This window comes from Rhizobium sp. BR 250 (assembly GCF_047445855.1).
Classification (GTDB): Bacteria; Pseudomonadota; Alphaproteobacteria; order Rhizobiales; family Rhizobiaceae; genus Agrobacterium; species Agrobacterium tumefaciens_I.
This window is the reverse complement of record NZ_JARWKW010000005.1, coordinates 182645-201259: the sequence shown is the minus strand read 5'-3', so window position 1 is coordinate 201259 and position 18615 is coordinate 182645. Positions and strand designations below refer to the sequence as shown.

The 18615-nt window shown below is 59.5% G+C and carries 14 protein-coding genes and 2 riboswitches; of the genes, 10 read left to right on the top strand and 4 right to left on the bottom strand.

The window, feature by feature from the left end:
- Positions 1-613: 613 nt before the first annotated feature.
- Positions 614-2380 carry a glucan ABC transporter ATP-binding protein/ permease gene (locus QD336_RS10295; RefSeq protein ID WP_499170529.1) on the bottom strand — a complete coding sequence of 589 codons (1767 nt, stop codon included), beginning with the start codon at positions 2378-2380 and terminating at the stop codon, positions 614-616.
- Between the two features lie 338 nt (positions 2381-2718).
- On the opposite strand from QD336_RS10295, the gene QD336_RS10290 reads away from it, so the two are divergent.
- The 6 genes from QD336_RS10290 (at position 2719) to QD336_RS10265 (ending at position 11254) form a co-directional block, all read left to right on the top strand.
- Entirely contained in the window at positions 2719-3456 is a 738-nt protein-coding gene (locus QD336_RS10290; RefSeq protein WP_269347242.1) for a helix-turn-helix transcriptional regulator, read from the top strand.
- A gap of 106 nt (positions 3457-3562) precedes the next feature.
- Complete coding sequence (pyc, locus tag QD336_RS10285) at positions 3563-7024, top strand: pyruvate carboxylase (protein ID WP_499170527.1); 3462 nt, start codon at positions 3563-3565, stop codon at positions 7022-7024.
- A gap of 126 nt (positions 7025-7150) precedes the next feature.
- Positions 7151-7951, top strand: coding sequence for a DeoR/GlpR family DNA-binding transcription regulator (locus QD336_RS10280; RefSeq protein WP_499170525.1), 801 nt, complete (start codon positions 7151-7153; stop codon positions 7949-7951).
- A gap of 12 nt (positions 7952-7963) precedes the next feature.
- A complete protein-coding gene (locus tag QD336_RS10275) occupies positions 7964-9154 on the top strand; it encodes an MFS transporter (protein WP_269346796.1) in 1191 nt (396 codons plus the stop codon).
- Between the two features lie 120 nt (positions 9155-9274).
- On the top strand, positions 9275-10525 hold the full coding sequence (gene ispG / locus QD336_RS10270; RefSeq protein ID WP_269346797.1) for a flavodoxin-dependent (E)-4-hydroxy-3-methylbut-2-enyl-diphosphate synthase: 1251 nt from the start codon (positions 9275-9277) through the stop codon (positions 10523-10525).
- Between the two features lie 66 nt (positions 10526-10591).
- Positions 10592-11254: a YiaD family glycine zipper/OmpA-like lipoprotein gene (locus tag QD336_RS10265; protein ID WP_269346798.1), complete on the top strand. Its 663-nt coding sequence runs from the start codon at positions 10592-10594 to the stop codon at positions 11252-11254.
- A 29-nt stretch (positions 11255-11283) separates the two neighbouring features.
- On the opposite strand, the gene QD336_RS10260 is transcribed toward QD336_RS10265, so the two are convergent.
- The gene (locus tag QD336_RS10260; protein WP_499170523.1) at positions 11284-12198 is read right to left on the bottom strand and encodes a polyprenyl synthetase family protein; all 915 of its coding nucleotides are present in this window, start codon (positions 12196-12198) and stop codon (positions 11284-11286) included.
- A 137-nt stretch (positions 12199-12335) separates the two neighbouring features.
- Here QD336_RS10260 and mtgA point away from each other — a divergent pair, with 137 nt between their 5' ends.
- A complete protein-coding gene (gene mtgA, locus QD336_RS10255) occupies positions 12336-13082 on the top strand; it encodes a monofunctional biosynthetic peptidoglycan transglycosylase (RefSeq protein ID WP_499170522.1) in 747 nt (248 codons plus the stop codon).
- A gap of 17 nt (positions 13083-13099) precedes the next feature.
- On the opposite strand, the gene QD336_RS10250 is transcribed toward mtgA, so the two are convergent.
- Complete coding sequence (locus QD336_RS10250) at positions 13100-14119, bottom strand: aldose epimerase family protein (RefSeq protein WP_269346801.1); 1020 nt, start codon at positions 14117-14119, stop codon at positions 13100-13102.
- A 177-nt stretch (positions 14120-14296) separates the two neighbouring features.
- The gene (metA, locus tag QD336_RS10245; RefSeq protein WP_499170521.1) at positions 14297-15223 is read right to left on the bottom strand and encodes a homoserine O-acetyltransferase MetA; all 927 of its coding nucleotides are present in this window, start codon (positions 15221-15223) and stop codon (positions 14297-14299) included.
- Positions 15224-15307: 84 nt separating this feature from the next.
- Positions 15308-15384: riboswitch (SAM riboswitch) on the bottom strand.
- A 90-nt stretch (positions 15385-15474) separates the two neighbouring features.
- On the opposite strand from metA, the gene QD336_RS10240 reads away from it, so the two are divergent.
- The 3 genes from QD336_RS10240 (at position 15475) to QD336_RS10230 (ending at position 18450) form a co-directional block, all read left to right on the top strand.
- Positions 15475-16128, top strand: coding sequence for a thiamine diphosphokinase (locus QD336_RS10240; protein WP_499170520.1), 654 nt, complete (start codon positions 15475-15477; stop codon positions 16126-16128).
- Between the two features lie 4 nt (positions 16129-16132).
- Positions 16133-17959, top strand: coding sequence for an ABC-F family ATP-binding cassette domain-containing protein (locus QD336_RS10235; protein ID WP_499170519.1), 1827 nt, complete (start codon positions 16133-16135; stop codon positions 17957-17959).
- A 98-nt stretch (positions 17960-18057) separates the two neighbouring features.
- Positions 18058-18450: a VOC family protein gene (locus tag QD336_RS10230; RefSeq protein ID WP_499170518.1), complete on the top strand. Its 393-nt coding sequence runs from the start codon at positions 18058-18060 to the stop codon at positions 18448-18450.
- Between the two features lie 46 nt (positions 18451-18496).
- Positions 18497-18607: riboswitch (TPP riboswitch) on the top strand.
- Positions 18608-18615: the final 8 nt, after the last annotated feature.

Genomic DNA, 18615 nt, shown 5'->3' with positions numbered 1-18615 from the left:
GATCATAGGCCCGTCGCAGTCGCCTTCGAAATCACCGGCTGAAGATCGGCGGCAATGAGCGGGCGTCCACGAGAGCCACGATCAGCGGGGCCGGATTGCCAGGTCACGATGGTCAATGACTCCGAGCATGGACGGTGGTCGCGAGCGAGCCATTCCCCAAAGATGTTCCATGACAGGAAGCCGGCATGTATGGTCCGTTTCAGAAAACGACCGTAACGCTGGGGTTTCCGTGGGCTTCTCGATGAACCTGGCCAATCGGGGAGGAGGGGACTTTGCAGTTCAGCGCATCTTTCACAGAAACCGGCTTGCTGGTCTTGCTCGCCATTCTTTCCCTGGCGTTGTCGTGTTGGTCGGCACGCTATCCTCGGAAAACGAGCGTTGGAATCCTGTTCGGCGTGCTTCTCGGAATTTTCGCATTCAATATCGCTGCAGGTTTAGTTGCCTTCCTGGGGAATGTCCTCCCTTTCGGGCAGATAGATTTTTGGCTGTCGAACTCTTTGGCCGGAATTCTCCGATAGGCGATCCATGGTTTCGCCCAAGTCCCGTGAAAGCACGCAAAGAAAAAGGGCGGACAATCCTGTCCGCCCTTGCTTTTATTGCCTCGGCCAAGGCCTCAGGAGGCTATGGCCTTCGGTCGGGGCTGCTGGCCTTCGTCTTCCGTCAGCAGGCCACTGGTGCGCAGCAGCGAGGTGAAGCGTCCGCCGCGCTGGCTCAGCTCATCGAAGGTGCCCTTTTCGATGATCCGGCCCTGATCGAGGAACAGGACGAGATCGGCATCGCGAACCGTGGAAAGACGGTGGGCGATAATGAAGGTCGTGCGGTTCTTTCTCAGTGCATCCACGGCCGCCTTCACGCGGGCTTCGGTTTCAACGTCCAGCGCACTGGTCGCCTCATCGAGGACCAGAATGGGGGCGTTCTTCAGGATGGCGCGGGCAATGGCGATACGCTGGCGCTCGCCGCCGGACAGGCGGTTGCCGCGCTCGCCCACCTGGGTCAGATAGCCGTTGATGCGGCTGTCGATGAAATCCGTTGCCGCTGCCGCTGCTGCTGCTTCCACCACTTCCGCATCGGTGGCCGTTTCACGGCCGAGGCGGATGTTTTCGCGGATGGAGCGGTTCAGCAGGCCGGCATCCTGAAACACGGTCGCGATGGAGTTGCGCAGCGAGTTTTTCGTGACCGTCGAAATATCGGTACCGTCGATCAGGATCTGACCGGAATCGGGATCGTAGACGCGTTGCAGAAGGTTGATCAGCGTGGTCTTGCCAGCGCCGGTCGGCCCGACGATCGCAATGGTCTCACCGGCCTTGGCCGTAAACGAAACGTCGTGAACGCCCTGCTTGGTGTTGGCAAAACCGAAATTGATGTGGCGGAACTCCACGGTGCCGGAGACATTGGACAATTCGCGGGCATCGCCCGGCTCTTCCCGTTCCTTGACGGAATCCTCCAGAACGAAAAAGTCCTCAAGCTTGGCGCGGGCTTCGAAAATCTGCGTCACGAATTGGCGCATCTGGTCCAGACGGCCGATCAGGAGATTGGCGAAACCGATAAAGGCGATGACATCACCCACACGCAGCTCGCCGTTCTTTACAAGCACGGTGCCAATGACGAGGATGATCATCATCGAAACGGTGGAGGCCGTGCGGTTCAGAGCGCTCGCGAAAGCCCACCAGTCGAGCACGGGATATTGCGCGCTCAGGAGCTTCTCGGTGAAGGATTTCAGCGCCTTCGTTTCGGCCTCGATGCGGTTGTAGCTATGCAGCACCGATACGTTGCTGATGGAATCGCTGACATGGGCAAAAACGCTGTGATAGTGCTCCTCGACCGAAGCCTGGCCGTCCTTGGTGCGGTCCATCACCCACTTGCCGATGAACCAGTAGACGATGCCGAGGCCGATCAGGACGAAGCTCAGGCGCAGGTCCATGGCCATGGCAGTCGGGACGAGCAGCACCAGCGCCACGAAGGTGGCGAGATGCGTGCGCATGAATTCAAGCCAGAGGCCGAACAGAGTTTCACTGGCGCGCAGCAGCGTATGCAGGGCATTGGACGTGCCGCGCTGATGGTGCCAGGAGAGCGGCATCGAGATAATGCGCCCGAAGGCTTCCGTCAGGAGCGTTGCGCGCCGGCCATGGGCCAGACGGTCGGCCTCGCGGGCGACCGCGACATAGGCGACGGTGTTGAAGACGCCAAAACCCGCCCACAGAATGAGGATGGGCGTGACATTGGTGCCGGAGGAAATGGCGTCAATGATCCGGCCGAACAGCACGGGTTCGGCGATGGTGATCGCTGCAAGAATGACGTTGGCGATGACGACCACCGTCACACGCCATTTATGAACGGTCAGATAGCGCAGAGCGCGTGTGTAAACCTGAAACAAGGTCAAATTTTCAATCCAGTCCGGGCGTCTTTTCAAGCGGTTGATTGTTCGGCCTCAATACTCTGCTGCTTTAGCAAGGTTGCATGAGACGGCGAATTTTGTGTAATTATCGCTCTTTCTGTCTGAATGGCGGCTTAACAGATTGACCGCGCGTGCGAACCGAAAAAACCGAACCCGATGTTTCCCGGGGCCTGCCGTCACTAGATTTCGCATCTTCGTTTCAGGGATTGCTAACGACGATATGTTCAATCTGAACCGACCGGCGCCCGAGTAACATGACGTCATCGCGGGACCATGTCCTTCGTGTCATCCCCTTCAAGCCAAGCCCCGGACCATGTGTCTTTATGCATGATATTCTTCACTTCATCTCTGCGTGCTACCAGGCGGGAAACGCCGACCGCGTTCGCTCTGAATTCGTGACGCTTATTCGCGAATACGGTTTCGAGTATTTCCTCGTCAGCAGGCGAATGACCGGCGAACTCGCCACGACCGGCCAGATTCTTGCGCAACATCTTCCCGAGGGCTGGATCGAGGTCTACAGGGCCAAGAAATACAATCTCGTCGATCCCGTCCGCAAAGTGATCGGCATGGTGCACAAGCCGTTCCAGTGGAAGGAAGCGCTTGAAGGCCTGCCGCGCGCGATGCATCGGAAAAGGGCGAGTGTCTTTTTTCATGATGCCGGGCGTTACGGTCTGCAGGGCGGTTATGCCTTTCCCGTGCATGGCCGCGCGGGCTTCATCGGCGCGGTGTTCATCGGCGGTCAGGACCGGCAATTGCCCTCGTTGCAGGTCGAATTGCTCGACGCGGCCACGCGTGCGGTGTTCTGGCGCCTGCTCGATCTTTCGGGTCAGGCTCATCATCTCAGCAATGCGCCGGATGTTTCGGCTCTTGAGTTGACGAGGCGAGAAATGGAGGTGCTGACGCTGATGGCGGATGGCATGACTTCCACCGAAATCGGACGCCAGCTATCGATCTCCAACCACACTGTCGACTGGTATATCAACGGAATCCAGCGCCGTTTCAGCGCCAGGAACCGGCAACATACCGTAGCGCTTGCTTTCCGCCACGGTCTGCTGAGCTAGCGCAAACAGGACATTTCTCGCCGGAATTGCCCTTTCCAAGACGGGTTTTTGCTGCTTAATTCCGCAGTGCAGCAGAAAATTTGTTTTGGCGTGTGGGGAGACCGTCTTGAAGATATCGAAAATACTTGTTGCCAACCGATCCGAAATAGCGATCCGCGTTTTCCGGGCAGCGAACGAGCTTGGGATCAAAACCGTTGCGATTTGGGCGGAAGAGGACAAGTTGTCTTTGCACCGCTTCAAGGCGGATGAATCCTATCAGGTCGGCAGGGGCCCGCATCTTGCCAAGGACATGGGACCGATCGAGAGCTATCTTTCGATCGAGGAGGTTATCCGTGTGGCCAGGCTCTCCGGAGCGGATGCGATCCATCCCGGTTACGGTCTTCTGTCCGAAAGCCCTGAGTTCGTGGAGGCCTGCAACAAGGCCGGCATCACCTTCATCGGACCGACGGCGGATACGATGCGCCAGCTCGGCAACAAGGTTGCCGCCCGCAATCTCGCGATCTCGGTCAACGTCCCCGTTGTTCCCGCCACCGATCCGCTGCCGGACGATATAGCGGAAGTGGAGCGCATGGCCGAGGAAATCGGCTATCCCGTCATGCTGAAGGCCTCCTGGGGCGGTGGCGGCCGCGGCATGCGCGCCATCCGCAAAAAGGAAGACCTCGCCCGTGAGGTGACGGAAGCCAAGCGCGAGGCGAAGGCTGCCTTCGGCAAGGACGAAGTCTATCTGGAAAAGCTCGTTGAGCGCGCCCGCCATGTCGAGAGCCAGATTCTCGGTGATACGCATGGCAATGTCGTGCATCTGTTCGAGCGTGATTGTTCGATCCAGCGGCGCAATCAAAAGGTCGTCGAGCGCGCGCCTGCACCGTATCTGTCAGAAGCGCAGCGCCAGGAGCTGGCCGCTTACTCCCTGAAGATCGCCGCTGCGACCAGCTATATCGGTGCCGGCACGGTCGAATATCTGATGGATGCCGATACCGGTAAATTCTACTTCATCGAGGTCAATCCGCGCATCCAGGTGGAGCACACGGTCACCGAAGTCGTGACCGGCATCGATATCGTCAAGGCGCAGATCCATATTCTCGAAGGTGCTGCCATCGGCACGGCGGAATCCGGCGTGCCCAAGCAGGAAGATATCCGCCTCAACGGCCATGCGCTCCAGTGCCGCATCACGACGGAAGACCCGGAACACAACTTCATTCCGGATTATGGCCGCATCACTGCCTATCGTTCCGCTTCGGGCTTCGGCATCCGTCTGGATGGCGGCACGTCCTATACCGGCGCCGTCATCACCCGTTATTACGATCCGCTGCTCGTCAAGGTCACGGCCTGGGCGCCGCAGCCGGATGAGGCGATCAACCGCATGGACCGCGCGCTGCGCGAATTCCGTATCCGCGGCGTTGCCACCAACCTCACCTTCCTCGAAGCCATCATCGGTCACGACAGTTTCCGCAACAACACCTATACGACGCGTTTCATCGATTCGACGCCGGAACTGTTCGCGCAGGTCAAGCGTCAGGACCGCGCCACCAAGCTCCTGACCTATCTGGCTGATGTGACCGTCAACGGCCACCCGGAAACCAAGGGTCGTGCCAAGCCTTCCGAAAAGGCGGCAAAGCCCATCGTGCCCTATATCGATGCGCCGACGCCGGACGGCACCAAGCAGCTGCTGGACAAGCTCGGGCCGAAGGGCTTTGCGGACTGGATGCGCAACGAAAAGCGCGTGCTGGTCACGGATACGACCATGCGCGACGGACATCAGTCGCTGCTGGCCACCCGCGTCCGCACCCATGATATCGCCCGTGTCGCCAGCGTTTACGGTAAGGCTCTGCCGCAGCTTTTGTCGCTGGAATGCTGGGGTGGCGCGACCTTCGACGTTTCCATGCGCTTCCTGACCGAAGACCCGTGGGAGCGCCTGGCACTGATCCGCGAAGGCGCGCCGAACCTGCTGCTGCAGATGCTGCTGCGCGGTGCGAACGGCGTCGGTTACAAGAACTATCCCGATAATGTCGTGAAGTATTTCGTCCGCCAGGCCGCAAGGGGCGGGGTCGATCTTTTCCGCGTCTTCGACTGCCTGAACTGGGTGGAGAATATGCGCGTCTCGATGGATGCGATTGCCGAGGAGAACAAGCTCTGCGAGGCAACCATCTGCTACACTGGCGATTTGCTGAATTCGGCGCGTCCGAAATATGATCTCAAATATTATACCAGCCTTGCCGCCGAGCTTGAAAAGGCCGGTGCCCATATCATCGCCGTCAAGGATATGGCGGGCCTGCTAAAACCGGCTGCCGCCAGGGTTCTGTTCAAGGCGCTGCGCGAGGCGACCGGTCTGCCGATCCACTTCCACACCCATGATACATCGGGCATTTCCGCCGCGACCGTTCTTGCGGCTGTGGATGCCGGCGTCGATGCCGTCGATGCTGCAATGGATGCCTTCTCCGGCAATACGTCGCAGCCTTGCCTCGGCTCGATCGTGGAGGCACTCGCCGGATCGGAACGCGATACGGGTCTCGATACCGAATGGATCCGTCGCATTTCCTTCTATTGGGAGGCTGTGCGCAATCAATATGCGGCGTTCGAAAGCGATCTCAAAGGACCGGCTTCGGAAGTCTATCTGCATGAAATGCCGGGCGGCCAGTTCACCAATCTCAAGGAACAAGCTCGTTCGCTGGGTCTTGAAAGCCGCTGGCACGAGGTGGCGCAGGCCTATGCCGATGCCAACAGGATGTTCGGTGATATCGTCAAGGTGACACCGTCCTCCAAGGTCGTCGGTGACATGGCACTGATGATGGTCAGTCAGGACCTGACGGTGGCCGATGTCGAAAACCCTGACCGTGAAGTATCCTTCCCGGACTCGGTGGTGTCGATGCTGAAGGGCGACCTTGGCCAATCACCGGGAGGCTGGCCGGCAGCGCTGCAGAAAAAGGCGCTGAAGGGTGACGCGCCCTATACGGTGCGTCCGGGCTCGCTGCTGGCGGATGCCGATCTTGATGCCGAACGGAAGGTGATCGAGACCAAGCTGGAGCGCAAGGTCGATGACTTCGAGTTCGCATCCTATCTGATGTATCCGAAGGTGTTCACCGATTTCGCGCTTACTGCCGAGACCTACGGCCCGGTTTCCGTGCTGCCGACCCATGCCTATTTCTATGGCATGGAGGATGGTGAAGAGCTGTTTGCCGATATCGAGCGCGGCAAGACGCTTGTCATCGTCAATCAGGCCTCGTCCGGCACGGATGATAAGGGCATGGTGACGGTGTTCTTCGAGATCAACGGTCAGCCGCGCCGCATCAAGGTACCGGATCGCGCCCATGGCGCCTCCGGCTCCGCGGTGCGCCGCAAGGCAGAACCCGGCAATGCGTCTCATATCGGCGCGCCGATGCCGGGCGTGATCAGCCGGGTCTTCGTCAATCAGGGTCAGGAGATCAAGGCCGGCGACGTGCTGCTCTCCATCGAGGCCATGAAGATGGAAACCGCGTTGCATGCCGAGCGTGACGGCAAGATCGCTGAAGTTCTGGTAAAGCCCGGTGACCAGATCGATGCAAAGGATCTGCTGATCTCATACGCCGAATAACGGCTTACCTTATCGGCAATAGGTTACAGACGCCCGCCTTCCCGGCGGGCGTTTTTTATTGCGCTCCGGCAGAAACTTGATTATGCATGTTCGTGCACGTTTATTCTTGTTTATGCATGAGTCCCCATGAGTGATCATTTTGTCAGCGAGCGGCAGGCGCTCATTCTGGCGCAGTTGCGGCAAAGCGGCCGTGTGCTGGCGCAGGATCTGGCCCAGAATTTCGGTGTTTCCGAAGACACGGTGCGCCGCGACCTGCGCGAGATGGCGGCGCGCGGGGAATGCCTTCGCGTTTATGGCGGGGCACTGCTTTCCGACAGCACGACAGTGCCGCTGAAAACGCGGATTGCCGAGGATGCCGACCGCAAGGCCCTGCTGGCGCGCGCCGTCATTCCGCTCATTGAACCGGGCATGGTGGTTTTCATCGATGCAGGGTCGACCAATCTCGCCATTGCAAGAGCGATCCCAGCCGGCCTTAATCTGACCGTGGTGACGAATACGCCCGCCATAGCCGCCGAGCTGACCGGGCGGGCCGATATCGATCTGGTGCTGATTGGCGGCAAGGTCGATCCGGCCGTCGGTGCGGCAATCGATGCCATGGCGCTTCGGCAGCTTGAGCTGATGCGGCCCGATCTCTGCGTGCTCGGTGTTTGTGGTGTTGCGGTTGAGACGGGCCTTTCGGCGGATGTTTTCGAGGATGCGGTGTTCAAGAGGCTTGCCTGTAGTGCCAGCCAGCGGGTCATCGCCGCAATCACCACGGAAAAGCTCGGCCATAAGGCCGCTTTCCACGTTCATGATTTTTCCCCACCGCTTTGCCTCGTGCTGGAACGGGATGCCGACCGTGCATTGGTCGAGTCGCTCTCGGCAAAGGGCGTAGACGTTCATTGCGGCGACGATGACGCTGCTCAGTTTTCTCATGGTCAAGTCTGAAGGATATTGCCGATGAATGGCCCCACGACATTTTCGCCGACAGGCACACGCTCATCCTATCTGACGCGGCACAGGCTTGGCGTTTCGCTGCTGTTTTTGATGAACGGCTTCATGATGGGATCATGGGCGCCCAAGATTCCGGAATTTGCCGCACGGCTGTCCCTCAGCGAAAGTGCGCTCGGCCTGATCATTCTGGTTTTTGGTATAGGTTCGCTGGTTTTCATGCCCATTGCCGGTTCGCAGATCGCCCGTTTTGGATCGCGTACGGTGAGCCTTGTCACCGCCGCGATCTTTCTGCCGACGCTGCTTTTCATTTCCTGGGCCGGCACCGTCTGGGCAGGGGTGATCGCAGTTTTCCTGTTCGGCGGGCTGACGGGGGCAATGGATGTCGCCATGAATGCCAACGCCGTGGCTGTGGAGCGTGATATGCGCCGGGCGATCATGTCGTCCTGCCATGCCTTCTGGAGCCTCGGCGGCCTCATCGGGGCCGGTCTTGGCGGTTACCTCATCACGGCCATTGGCGTGCAGGGCCACGCCATTGCGCTCACCGTCATCGCGCTCGTGCTTCTGGTCATCGCATGGCCACGGGTTCTGGCGGATCGTCCGCACCCCGAGGAGGAGCGTCCGAAAGGTGGCCTGCCGCTGACGCCGCTACCGTGGATCATCGGCCTGATGGCGCTGTTCTCGATGATCCCGGAAGGGGCCATCCTCGATTGGGGTGCCCTTTATCTGCGCAATGAGCTCGGCGCTTCCGTATCGCAGTCCGGTTTTGCCTTCGCGGCCTTTTCCATGACCATGGCGGTGATGCGTTTTGCCGGCGATCTGGTGCGGGACCGCTTCGGCGCCGTGACGACCCTGCGGTTCTGCTCGGCGATGTCGATCATCGGCCTCGTCATTGCCGGTCTTGCGGGTAATTCCACCATTGCGATCATCGGCTTCGCGATTGCCGGCATCGGTATTTCCAACATGGTGCCCATCGCTTTTTCGGCCGCAGGCAATATGCCGGGGCTGGCGCCGGGAATCGGCCTTTCGGTCGTTACCACCATGGGTTACTCCGGTATTCTGGTGGCACCGTCCGCCATCGGTTTCATTGCAGAACATACCGGCCTTGCCAGTGTCTTCATCGCGCTGCCCCTGCTGCATGTGGTGGTTTTTCTGCTTTCGCGGCTCGCCCGCCATGCGGATGGTGCGGGCAAGGAATAGGCGTCTCGAATTTTGCCATGATTGCGGTAAAGTAGAAGCTCCAGTGCGTTGGGTGTTGACAAGCAGCCCCCCTTGTTTCACCTCAATTGCAAGACCTTGCCGCAAGCTCCAGAGACCGCCATGACGTCACATGCCGATTACGACCCGAAGCCCCGCCGTGCATCCGTCGCCGTAGACGTGGGCGGCGTCATCGTGGGTGGCGGCGCACCCGTCGTCGTGCAGTCGATGACCAATACCGACACGGCGGATATCGACGCCACCGTGCAGCAGGTGGCGGCGCTGTTTCGAGCTGGTTCGGAAATCGTGCGCATCACCGTTGATCGCGACGAAAGTGCGGCCGCTGTGCCGAAAATCCGTGAGCGGCTGCTGCGCCTTGGGCTTGATGTGCCGCTTGTGGGCGATTTCCATTATATCGGCCACAAGCTTCTGGCCGATCACCCGGCCTGTGCAGAGGCGCTGGCCAAATACCGCATCAATCCCGGCAATGTCGGTTTCAAGGACAAGAAGGACAAGCAGTTCGGCGAGATCGTCGAAATGGCGATCCGTTATGACAAGCCCGTCCGCATCGGCGTGAACTGGGGGTCGCTCGATCAGGAACTGCTGACGACGCTGATGGACAGGAACAAGGAGCAGGGTTTTCCGCTCTCCGCCCGTCAGGTCACACGAGAAGCCATCGTTCAGTCGGCGCTGATTTCCGCCGAACTTGCCGAAGAGATCGGCCTGCCGCGCAATCGCATCATCCTGTCTGCCAAGGTCAGCCAGGTTCAGGACCTGATCGCCGTTTATTCGATGCTGTCGGAACGCTCCGACCACGCCCTGCATCTGGGCTTGACCGAGGCGGGCATGGGTTCGAAGGGCATCGTCGCTTCGTCCGCCGCCATGGGTTATGTGCTGCAGCACGGTATCGGCGATACGATCCGCGTTTCGCTGACGCCGGAGCCGAATGGTGACCGCACCCGCGAGGTGCAGGTGGCGCAGGAACTGCTGCAGGTCATGGGCTTTCGGCAATTCATTCCTGTTGTGGCGGCATGTCCCGGCTGCGGGCGCACCACGTCCACCGTGTTCCAGGAACTGGCGCAGAACATCCAGAACGACATTCGCAAGAACATGCCGATCTGGCGTGAGAAATATCCCGGTGTCGAGGCGCTGAATGTTGCCGTCATGGGCTGCATCGTCAACGGCCCCGGCGAAAGCAAACATGCCGATATCGGCATTTCGCTGCCCGGAACCGGCGAAAGCCCGGCTGCACCGGTCTTCATCGATGGCGAAAAGGCGCTCACCCTGCGTGGTCCCAATATCGCCGCCGATTTTGAAGCGCTTGTGATCGATTACATCGAAAAGCGTTTTGGCCAGAAAGATGCGGCGGAGTAAAAACGACCGTGAAAAGGCCGGAATTCCACTGTCATACCTCCTGAACCTCTCGGAGCATCAAAACACATGATCAAAAAAATCGCGATCGTCGCCCTTTGCGGCACCTATCTTTCCGCCTGCACCACCACCGATCCCTATACGGGCGAGCAGAAGATGTCGAACACCGCCGGCGGTGCCGGTATCGGCGCTGTTGTTGGTGCTCTCGGTGGTCTGGCTGTCGGCGGTTCGCCGGTTGGTCGCCGTAACGCCGCGCTTATCGGTGCTGGTATCGGTGCTCTCGCTGGCGGCGCCATCGGCAACTACATGGACGGGCAGGAAGCCGAGCTTCGCGCCCAGCTTCAGGGAACCGGCGTTTCGGTGACCCGCCGTGGCGACAGCATCGTTCTCAACATGCCGTCCAACATCACCTTTGCCACGGATCAGGACCAGGTCATTCCGCCGTTCTACCAGACGCTCGATTCCGTCGCCATCGTGCTGAACAAGTTCAACCGCACGCTGATCGATATTAACGGCCACACCGATTCCACCGGTAGCCTGCAGCATAACCAGGCGCTCTCCGAGCGTCGTGCGGCCTCTGTTGCAAATTATCTCGGTGCACGCGGCGTCGACCAGCGCCGTATTTCGACGCTCGGTTACGGCCCGTCCCAGCCGATCGCTTCGAATGCCTCCTCGGACGGCCGTGCCCAGAACCGTCGCGTCGAAGTGCTGATTTCGCCGCTCAAGGGCTGATGGGATGATGAAAAGCTGAGCGGTTCCGCTCAGCTTTTCCGTTCGGCGATGAATCTTGCGGCGGCGATGAGAATCGCGGCCTTTTCGCCATAAGGGGTTAGGAGTTCGCTGGCCTCGGCCACCTGTTCCTGCAGTTTGCTGCGTGCCCAGTCTTCGCCGCGCAAAGACACCAGCGTGCCCTTGCCGCGTGCGGCATCCTTGCCGGTCGCCTTGCCCATGGTGGCGGCATCGGCGGTCAGATCCAGAAGATCGTCGGCAAGCTGGAAGGCGAGGCCGATCTTTTCGCCGAAGTGACGCAGTCGCTGCCTTTCGGATTGATCGCTGCCGGCAATGATCGCGCCGGCCTCGCAGGCGAAACGCAGCAAGGCGCCGGTTTTCATAGCCTGCAATGTAATAATGCCGTCCTCATCAGGCGCTTTCTTTTCGGCAGCAAGGTCAAGGGCCTGCCCGCCAGCCATGCCGCCAATACCGGCGGCGCGCGCGAGCGAAAGAACGAGTGCGGCCTTGCGCTCGGCCGCGAGCGGATTTTCATCCGAGGCGATGATGTCGAAAGCAAGCGTCAGCAGGCTGTCACCGGCGAGGATGGCGGTTGCCTCATCGAATTTGCGGTGCACGGTCGGCTGACCACGGCGCAGGTCGTCGTCGTCCATGGCCGGCAGATCGTCATGGACAAGCGAATAACAATGCAGGCATTCGAGTGCCGCGCCGACATAAAGGGCGGCTTCGGCATCTCCGCCGAGAAGCGCGACACTTTCTATGACGAGAAAAGGCCGCAGGCGTTTGCCGCCGTTCAGCACGCCATGGCGCATGGCCTCGAGCAGGTTTTGCGGGCGTGTGATCTCATCCGCGCGTGCCTTGCCGGAAAGCAGTTGGCCAAGCAGCGCTTCGGTTTTTGCCGCGTTTTCGCGCAGCCTTGTTTCGAAATTCGTCATCTGAGCGTCCATGCCGCGCTCTTTGGCATGCCGCGCGAATGCAGGCAAACCTTTTCGTGATTCCTGCGCCGCAACAGTGTGACCGGACTCGCCTTGAAGGCGGCAATGGACTATGAAAGGCTTAAATTGGTGCGGGGCTTTGACGAATATTGAGCAGTACGCCTGAAAGCGACGCAGATTACGCCGTGCCGGCGGAAGACCGGAGCAGTCCGAAGGTGGATTTTCGCACGTTGGCAAAGCGCATCATCATGACCTTGCTGGCCTTGCTGATCCTGCCCTATCTGCTGATCCCGGTTTATGCGTTGCCGTTCATCCGGCCTGTTTCAACGCTGATGCTTGCCGATCTCGTGACCCTGCAGGGTTATGACAGGCGCTGGGTGCCGCTCGAGGATATTTCGCCGCGCCTCGTGCAATCCGTAATGATGTCCGAGGATGGGCAATTCTGTTTCCACGGCGGTGTGGACTGGAACCAGATGCAGTCCGTGGTCAGCAATGCACTCGACGGCGCCTCCACCCGTGGCGCAAGCACCATTCCGATGCAGACGGCGAAGAACCTGTTTTTATGGAACGGCCGCTCTTTCCTGCGCAAAGGGCTGGAATTGCCGCTGGCAATAGCGGCTGATTTCGTCTGGTCGAAAAAGCGGATGATGGAGATTTATCTCAATGTTGCCGAATGGGGGCCAGGCATTTACGGCATCGAGGCGGCGGCCCAGCATCATTTCAAGATACCTGCCGCCAAGCTCAGCTCCCGTCAGGCGGCGCTTTTGGCCGTCTCCCTGCCCAATCCCATCGACCGTGTCGCGAGCAAGCCCGGGCGCGGTCTGCAACGGCTGGCCGGCCTTATCGAGCGCCGTGCCCGTGCCTCGGGCGGCTATGTCGGCTGTGTACTGGACTGATCCCGGCCCTCTGCTTCTCAGCCCTTCGTGAAGATATAATCGGTTTCCTGACGCAGGGTTTCGCCCGGCCGTAGGATCGCATGCGGAAAATCCGGGTGATTGACGGCGTCAGGCCAAATCTGTGTTTCCAGGCAGAAACCGGCAAAGGGGCCGTAATGGCGGCCATCGAGGCCCGGAACGGGGACATCCAGCTTGAAGGCCGAATATAACTGCACGCCGGGCTCTGTCGTGTGAACCTCAAGTGCGATATCGGAGGCGGGCGAATAGGCGCGGGCGACCTTGCGCTTGGCGCGACGCTCGGGCGAGAGGCAGAAATTGTGGTCGTAGAGAACCTGTTCGCCATTCTCCTTGCGCCGCATCGGCGTTGTGTGGCGCAGGTCGAAGACGGTGCCTTCGACGGAGCGGATTTCGCCGGTCGGTATCTGCTGTTCGTTTGTCGGCAGGTAAAAGTCAGCGGCGATGCTGATCTCATGACCAAGTGCGGTATCCGCGCCATCGAGATTGAAATAGGAGTGCTGGCAGACATTGGCGATGGTTGGCTGGTCCGTCACCGTTTCATAAACCACCGAAAGCACGCCGCCATCGCGGATCGTATAGGTGGCCGTGACCGTGCAGTTGCCGGGATAACCGGCGCGGCCATCGGGATCGATGATCTGCAGGACGGCATGGCTTTCGCCATGTTCCATCAGCATCCAGTTGCGCTTGCCCATGCCATCGCTGCCGCCATGCAGATGGGTTACGCCCTTTTCGTTCAGCTCCAGCTGGTATTCATGCCCGTCGATGGCGAACCTGCCATTGCCGATGCGATTGGCGTTGCGGCCCGGCGTGGCGCCGAAATAGGAGGAATATTTGTAATCCTCAAACTTGTCGAAGCCGAGAACGAGTGGCGGCTGGTGGCCGTCAAGGCGCAGATCCTGAATGACAGCGCCCCAGGTGATAACCTTCGCCGTCAAACCGTCTTTCGAGATGGTGACGCGTTCGACCTTTTCACCGGTTGCCGTGAAACCGAAATCTTCCCGTGCCGCGCCGTCGCTCATCTCGTCATTCTCCCTGGTGTCGCGAATTGCCGGGCGGACGTTGCGTCATTTTCCGGCAATTCGCAATCCCGCAATTCAAAGCATGTCTCCCAAAAGTGTCCTGCGGTTTTGGGACAAAGACATGCTTAAAACAAAGACGAAAGCGCGTCGTATGCGTTTGGCCAAACGCGACGCGCTTTACGCGGCCAGTTTGCCTATGGCTTGGAGATCATAGGGCGTCGTCTGGTATATCTCGTTGATCCAATTTCCGAAAAACAGATGGGCATGGCTGCGCCAGCGGTTGAGCGGAGCGAGTTCCGGGTCGTTATGCGGAAAATAATCATGCGGCAGCTTGATGGGCACGCCGGAATTCACGTCGCGGAAATATTCGTCGGAAAGAGAGGTCGAATCATATTCGACATGATTGAACATGTAGAGCCGGTTGCCTGTCTTCTCATGCACCAGACACACGCCCATTTCCTCTGATTCCATCAGGATTTCGAGTTCGGGGTTTTTCTCGATATCGGCGCGGCGCACTTCCGTCCAGCGCGAGACGGGAACCTGAAAGTCATCCGAAAAGCCGTTGAGGTAAATCGATGAGGGGCAGAGATTGCGGTGGCGATAAACGCCGAAAGCCTTCTCCTTCAGCTCGTATTTCGGCACGCCGTGGAAATGGTAGATGGCGGCCATAGCGCCCCAGCAGACATTCAGGGTGGAATGGACGTTGGTCTGCGTCCATTCGAAAATCTGCTGCATCTCGTTCCAGTAGGTCACATCTTCATAGTCCAGCAGCTCGATCGGTGCGCCGGTGATGATGAAGCCGTCGAACTTGCGGTGGCGTACTTCCTCCCACGTTTCATAGAAGGAGAGGAGATGCTCTTCCGGCGTGTTCTTGGCGCGGTGACCGCCGATGCGGATGAGCGACAATTCCACCTGCAGCGGGGAGGCGCCGACGAGGCGCGCCATCTGGATTTCCGTCTTGATCTTGTTCGGCATGAGGTTGAGAAGCCCGATCTGGAGCGGGCGGATATCCTGCCGGATGGCCGCCGTTTCGGTCATGACCCGCACACCCTCATGAACGAGGGTCTCAAAGGCGGGAAGCGTATCGGGGATCTTGATTGGCATGTCGAACTCTCTTTTCCGGATCACGTAAAGAACGTTGCGAAAACAAAAAAAACCGGCAGCGAAATCGCGGCCGGTCCCAGGAAATTGCCCTTTTCCTCGACCCTTTAGCGACTTCTTTAAAGTGGCTGCAAGCCGGTCGGCAAATCACCACTGAGGCGTTTCATAGTCCCGAAGCCGGCGAAAATCAATATAGGCTGATTTCATCGGGGTTTCGGCTTTCCATTTTCGGCCGAGGTGCGGTAAGGCAGGGCATGAACAAAGAGCGCTTCACCATTCTGCTTGGCGGCGATGTCGCGGTGACCGATCGTCTGAAACAGGCGGTCGGCAATAGCCGCGTGATTGCGGCCGATGGCGGCATGCGCCATGCCGCGCCGCTTGGTCTCACACCTGAACTGTGGGTCGGAGATTTCGATTCCGCCAGCCAAGAGCTGCTCGATGCCTGGCCGGATGTGACGCGGCAACCCTATCCGGCCGCAAAGGCAGTGACGGATGGTGAGATCGCGGTCTCCGAGGCACTTTCGCGCGGCGCGCGTTCGTTGCTGCTGGTGGGCGCGCTCGGCGGCGCGCGAAGCGACCATGCGCTTCAGCACCTTCTTTATGCCGTAGCGCTTGCGGAGCGCGGTTTCGAGGTGACGCTGACCTCCGGTGAGGAAGAGGCGAAGCCGCTGCTTGCCGGTTCGCTCACCATCGATTTGCCGGCCGGATCGTTATTTTCCGTCGCCGGCTTTACCGCCCTGGAGGGGCTCGATATCGGCAATGTGCGTTATCCGCTTGATGATTTCGCGCTTGCTTTCGGTTCCTCCCGCACTATTTCCAATGTCGCGAATGGCGGCCTTGTGCATTTCTCGCTGAAAAGCGGCAAAGCCATCGTGCTCGCCCGCCCCTATGATCTGACCGGAGCCTGACGCCTTGGCACCCCCAATTCTGAAACTCGATGATATCAAGCTGACCTTCGGCGTGACCCCGCTGCTCGACGGCGCCAATCTCCAGGTGGAGCCCGGTGACCGCATCTGCCTCGTCGGACGCAATGGCTCTGGCAAATCCACGCTGATGAAGATCGCTGCCGGCCTGGTTGAAGCGCAGTCGGGCGAGGTTTTCCGGCATCCGGCCGCCACCATTCGTTACCTGGAACAGGCGCCGGATTTTGCCGGTTACGACACCATTCAGGCCTATGCGGAATCGGGGCTCGGGCCGGGCGACGATCCCTATCGCGTGACCTATCTTCTCGAGCATCTGGGTCTTACCGGACAGGAAAACCCGGAGAGCCTTTCAGGCGGCGAAGCACGCCGTGCGGCGCTTGCCCGCGTCATGGCGCCGGAACCCGATATTCTGATGCTGGACGAGCCCACCAACCATCTGGACCTTCCCACCATCGAATGGCTGGAAAGCGAGCTGCAGCAGACGCGCAGTGCGCTGGTGCTGATCTCGCACGACCGGCGCTTTCTGGAGAAGGTCTCGACCTCCACGGTGTGGCTCGATCGCGGCCAGTCGCGTCGCCTCAATCGCGGCTTTGCCCATTTCGAGGAATGGCGCGACAAGGTGCTGGAAGAGGAAGAGCTTGAACAGCACAAGCTCGGCAAGGCCATTGAGCGCGAAGAACACTGGATGCGCTATGGCGTGACCGCAAGGCGCAAGCGTAACATGCGCCGCGTCGGCGAGCTTCAGGCCATGCGCGCGGAATATCGCGGCCACAAGGGACCGCAGGGTTCCGTGCAGGCGACCGTCACGGAAGGGCGGGAATCCGGCAAGCTGGTCATCGAGGCGGATGCCATCACCAAGGCTTATGGTGAGCGCGTGATCGTCGCGCCATTTTCGCTTCGCGTGCATCGTGGTGACTGCATCGGTCTCGTCGGACCGAACGGTGCGGGCAAAACCACGCTTCTGAAGATGCTGACGGGCCAGCTTGAGCCCGATAGCGGCACGGTGAAGCTCGGCACCAATCTGGAGATCGCCACGCTCGACCAGAAGCGTGAGGATCTCAATCCTAACGAAACGCTCGCGCATTATCTGACCGACGGGCGTGGTGACAATCTTCTCGTCAATGGCGAAGTGAAGCATGTCACTGGTTACATGAAGGACTTCCTGTTCCAGCCGGAGCAGGCGCGCACGCCCATCCGCAATCTTTCCGGTGGGGAGCGCGCCCGTCTTATCCTGGCGCGCATTCTGGCCCGGCCGACCAATCTTCTGATCCTCGACGAACCGACCAACGATCTCGATATTGAAACGCTCGATCTGCTGCAGGAGATCGTCGCCGGTTTTTCCGGCACGGTCATTCTCGTCAGCCACGACCGTGATTTTCTGGACCGCACCGTCACCTCCACCATCGCACCGGCCAACCCCGATCAGCCGGATGGGCGCTGGATCGAATATGCGGGCGGCTATTCGGACATGATGGCGCAGCGCAAGGGTGCGGCCGAAGAAAAACGCAAGGCCGAAAGGCAGGAAAAGGCCAAGGCGGTATCTTCAGCTTCGACGCCGCAGGAGCCTGCAAAGGCCAAGGGCAAACTCTCCTTCAAGCAGAAATTCGCCCTCGAAAATCTGCCGAAGGAAATGGAAAAGGCTCAGGAAGAGATCGCAAAACGCGAACAGCGCATGGCTGACCCGGAACTTTTTGCCAAGGATCAGGCCACCTTCAACAAGCTGGCGCAGGAAATGGAAAAGCTGCGCGACAAGCTGGAGACCATGGAGGAGGAATGGCTGGAACTGGAAATGCTGCGCGAGGAACTGGAGAGCTGAAGCCAGACGCGCGCCCGTTCGACCAGCTTTTCTTCGGCCTTTGACAGGTAAGCGGAATTGCCGTTTTATGACCGCGTTCGTTTGGAGGAGGTCTGAAAATGCGCATGATTTTCGTCAATCTGCCGGTCAAGAATATCGAGGCATCGAGAAGCTTCTTCACGGCCCTCGGTTTCAGCTTCAATCCGGAATATTCCGACGACCGGACGCTCTGCATGATCGTGGAGGAAAACATCTTCGTGATGCTTCTTCAGGAAGACCGTTTTCGCGATTTCATCAATGGCGATATCGCCGATGCCAAAAGCAGCACCGAGGTTCTGACCTGTCTCTCCGCCGGAAGCCGCGAGGAGATTGACCGGATGATTGCAACCGCGCTTGCGTCTGGCGGCGGCAGCTGGAAACCGGTTCAGGACCACGGTTTCATGTATGCCGGCAGCTTTCAGGATCCCGACGGGCACGTCTGGGAACTGGTGCATATGACGGAGCAGGGCTGATCTTCGGCCATCTTGCCAATCGGGGACGGCGGGACTAAACCATCATCTTGATCTAACGGGGTGTCTTCTGTGCTCGTGCGCAGAAGGCTGAGAGGCTTGCCAACCCGAAGAACCTGATCCGGTTCATACCGGCGGAGGGATTAGACGGCTTCAAGGCAGGCGGCT

What these genes read in the sequence shown, in the direction of transcription:
- QD336_RS10290 (WP_269347242.1), top strand. Translation starts at nt 2,719, where the DNA reads ATGCATGATATTCTTCACTTCATCTCTGCGTGCTACCAGGCGGGAAAC.
- QD336_RS10280 (WP_499170525.1), top strand. Translation starts at nt 7,151, where the DNA reads ATGAGTGATCATTTTGTCAGCGAGCGGCAGGCGCTCATTCTGGCGCAG.
- QD336_RS10275 (WP_269346796.1), top strand. Translation starts at nt 7,964, where the DNA reads ATGAATGGCCCCACGACATTTTCGCCGACAGGCACACGCTCATCCTAT.
- ispG (WP_269346797.1), top strand. Translation starts at nt 9,275, where the DNA reads ATGACGTCACATGCCGATTACGACCCGAAGCCCCGCCGTGCATCCGTC.
- QD336_RS10265 (WP_269346798.1), top strand. Translation starts at nt 10,592, where the DNA reads ATGATCAAAAAAATCGCGATCGTCGCCCTTTGCGGCACCTATCTTTCC.
- QD336_RS10260 (WP_499170523.1), bottom strand. Translation starts at nt 12,198, where the DNA reads ATGGACGCTCAGATGACGAATTTCGAAACAAGGCTGCGCGAAAACGCG.
- QD336_RS10250 (WP_269346801.1), bottom strand. Translation starts at nt 14,119, where the DNA reads ATGAGCGACGGCGCGGCACGGGAAGATTTCGGTTTCACGGCAACCGGT.
- metA (WP_499170521.1), bottom strand. Translation starts at nt 15,223, where the DNA reads ATGCCAATCAAGATCCCCGATACGCTTCCCGCCTTTGAGACCCTCGTT.
- QD336_RS10240 (WP_499170520.1), top strand. Translation starts at nt 15,475, where the DNA reads ATGAACAAAGAGCGCTTCACCATTCTGCTTGGCGGCGATGTCGCGGTG.
- QD336_RS10230 (WP_499170518.1), top strand. Translation starts at nt 18,058, where the DNA reads ATGCGCATGATTTTCGTCAATCTGCCGGTCAAGAATATCGAGGCATCG.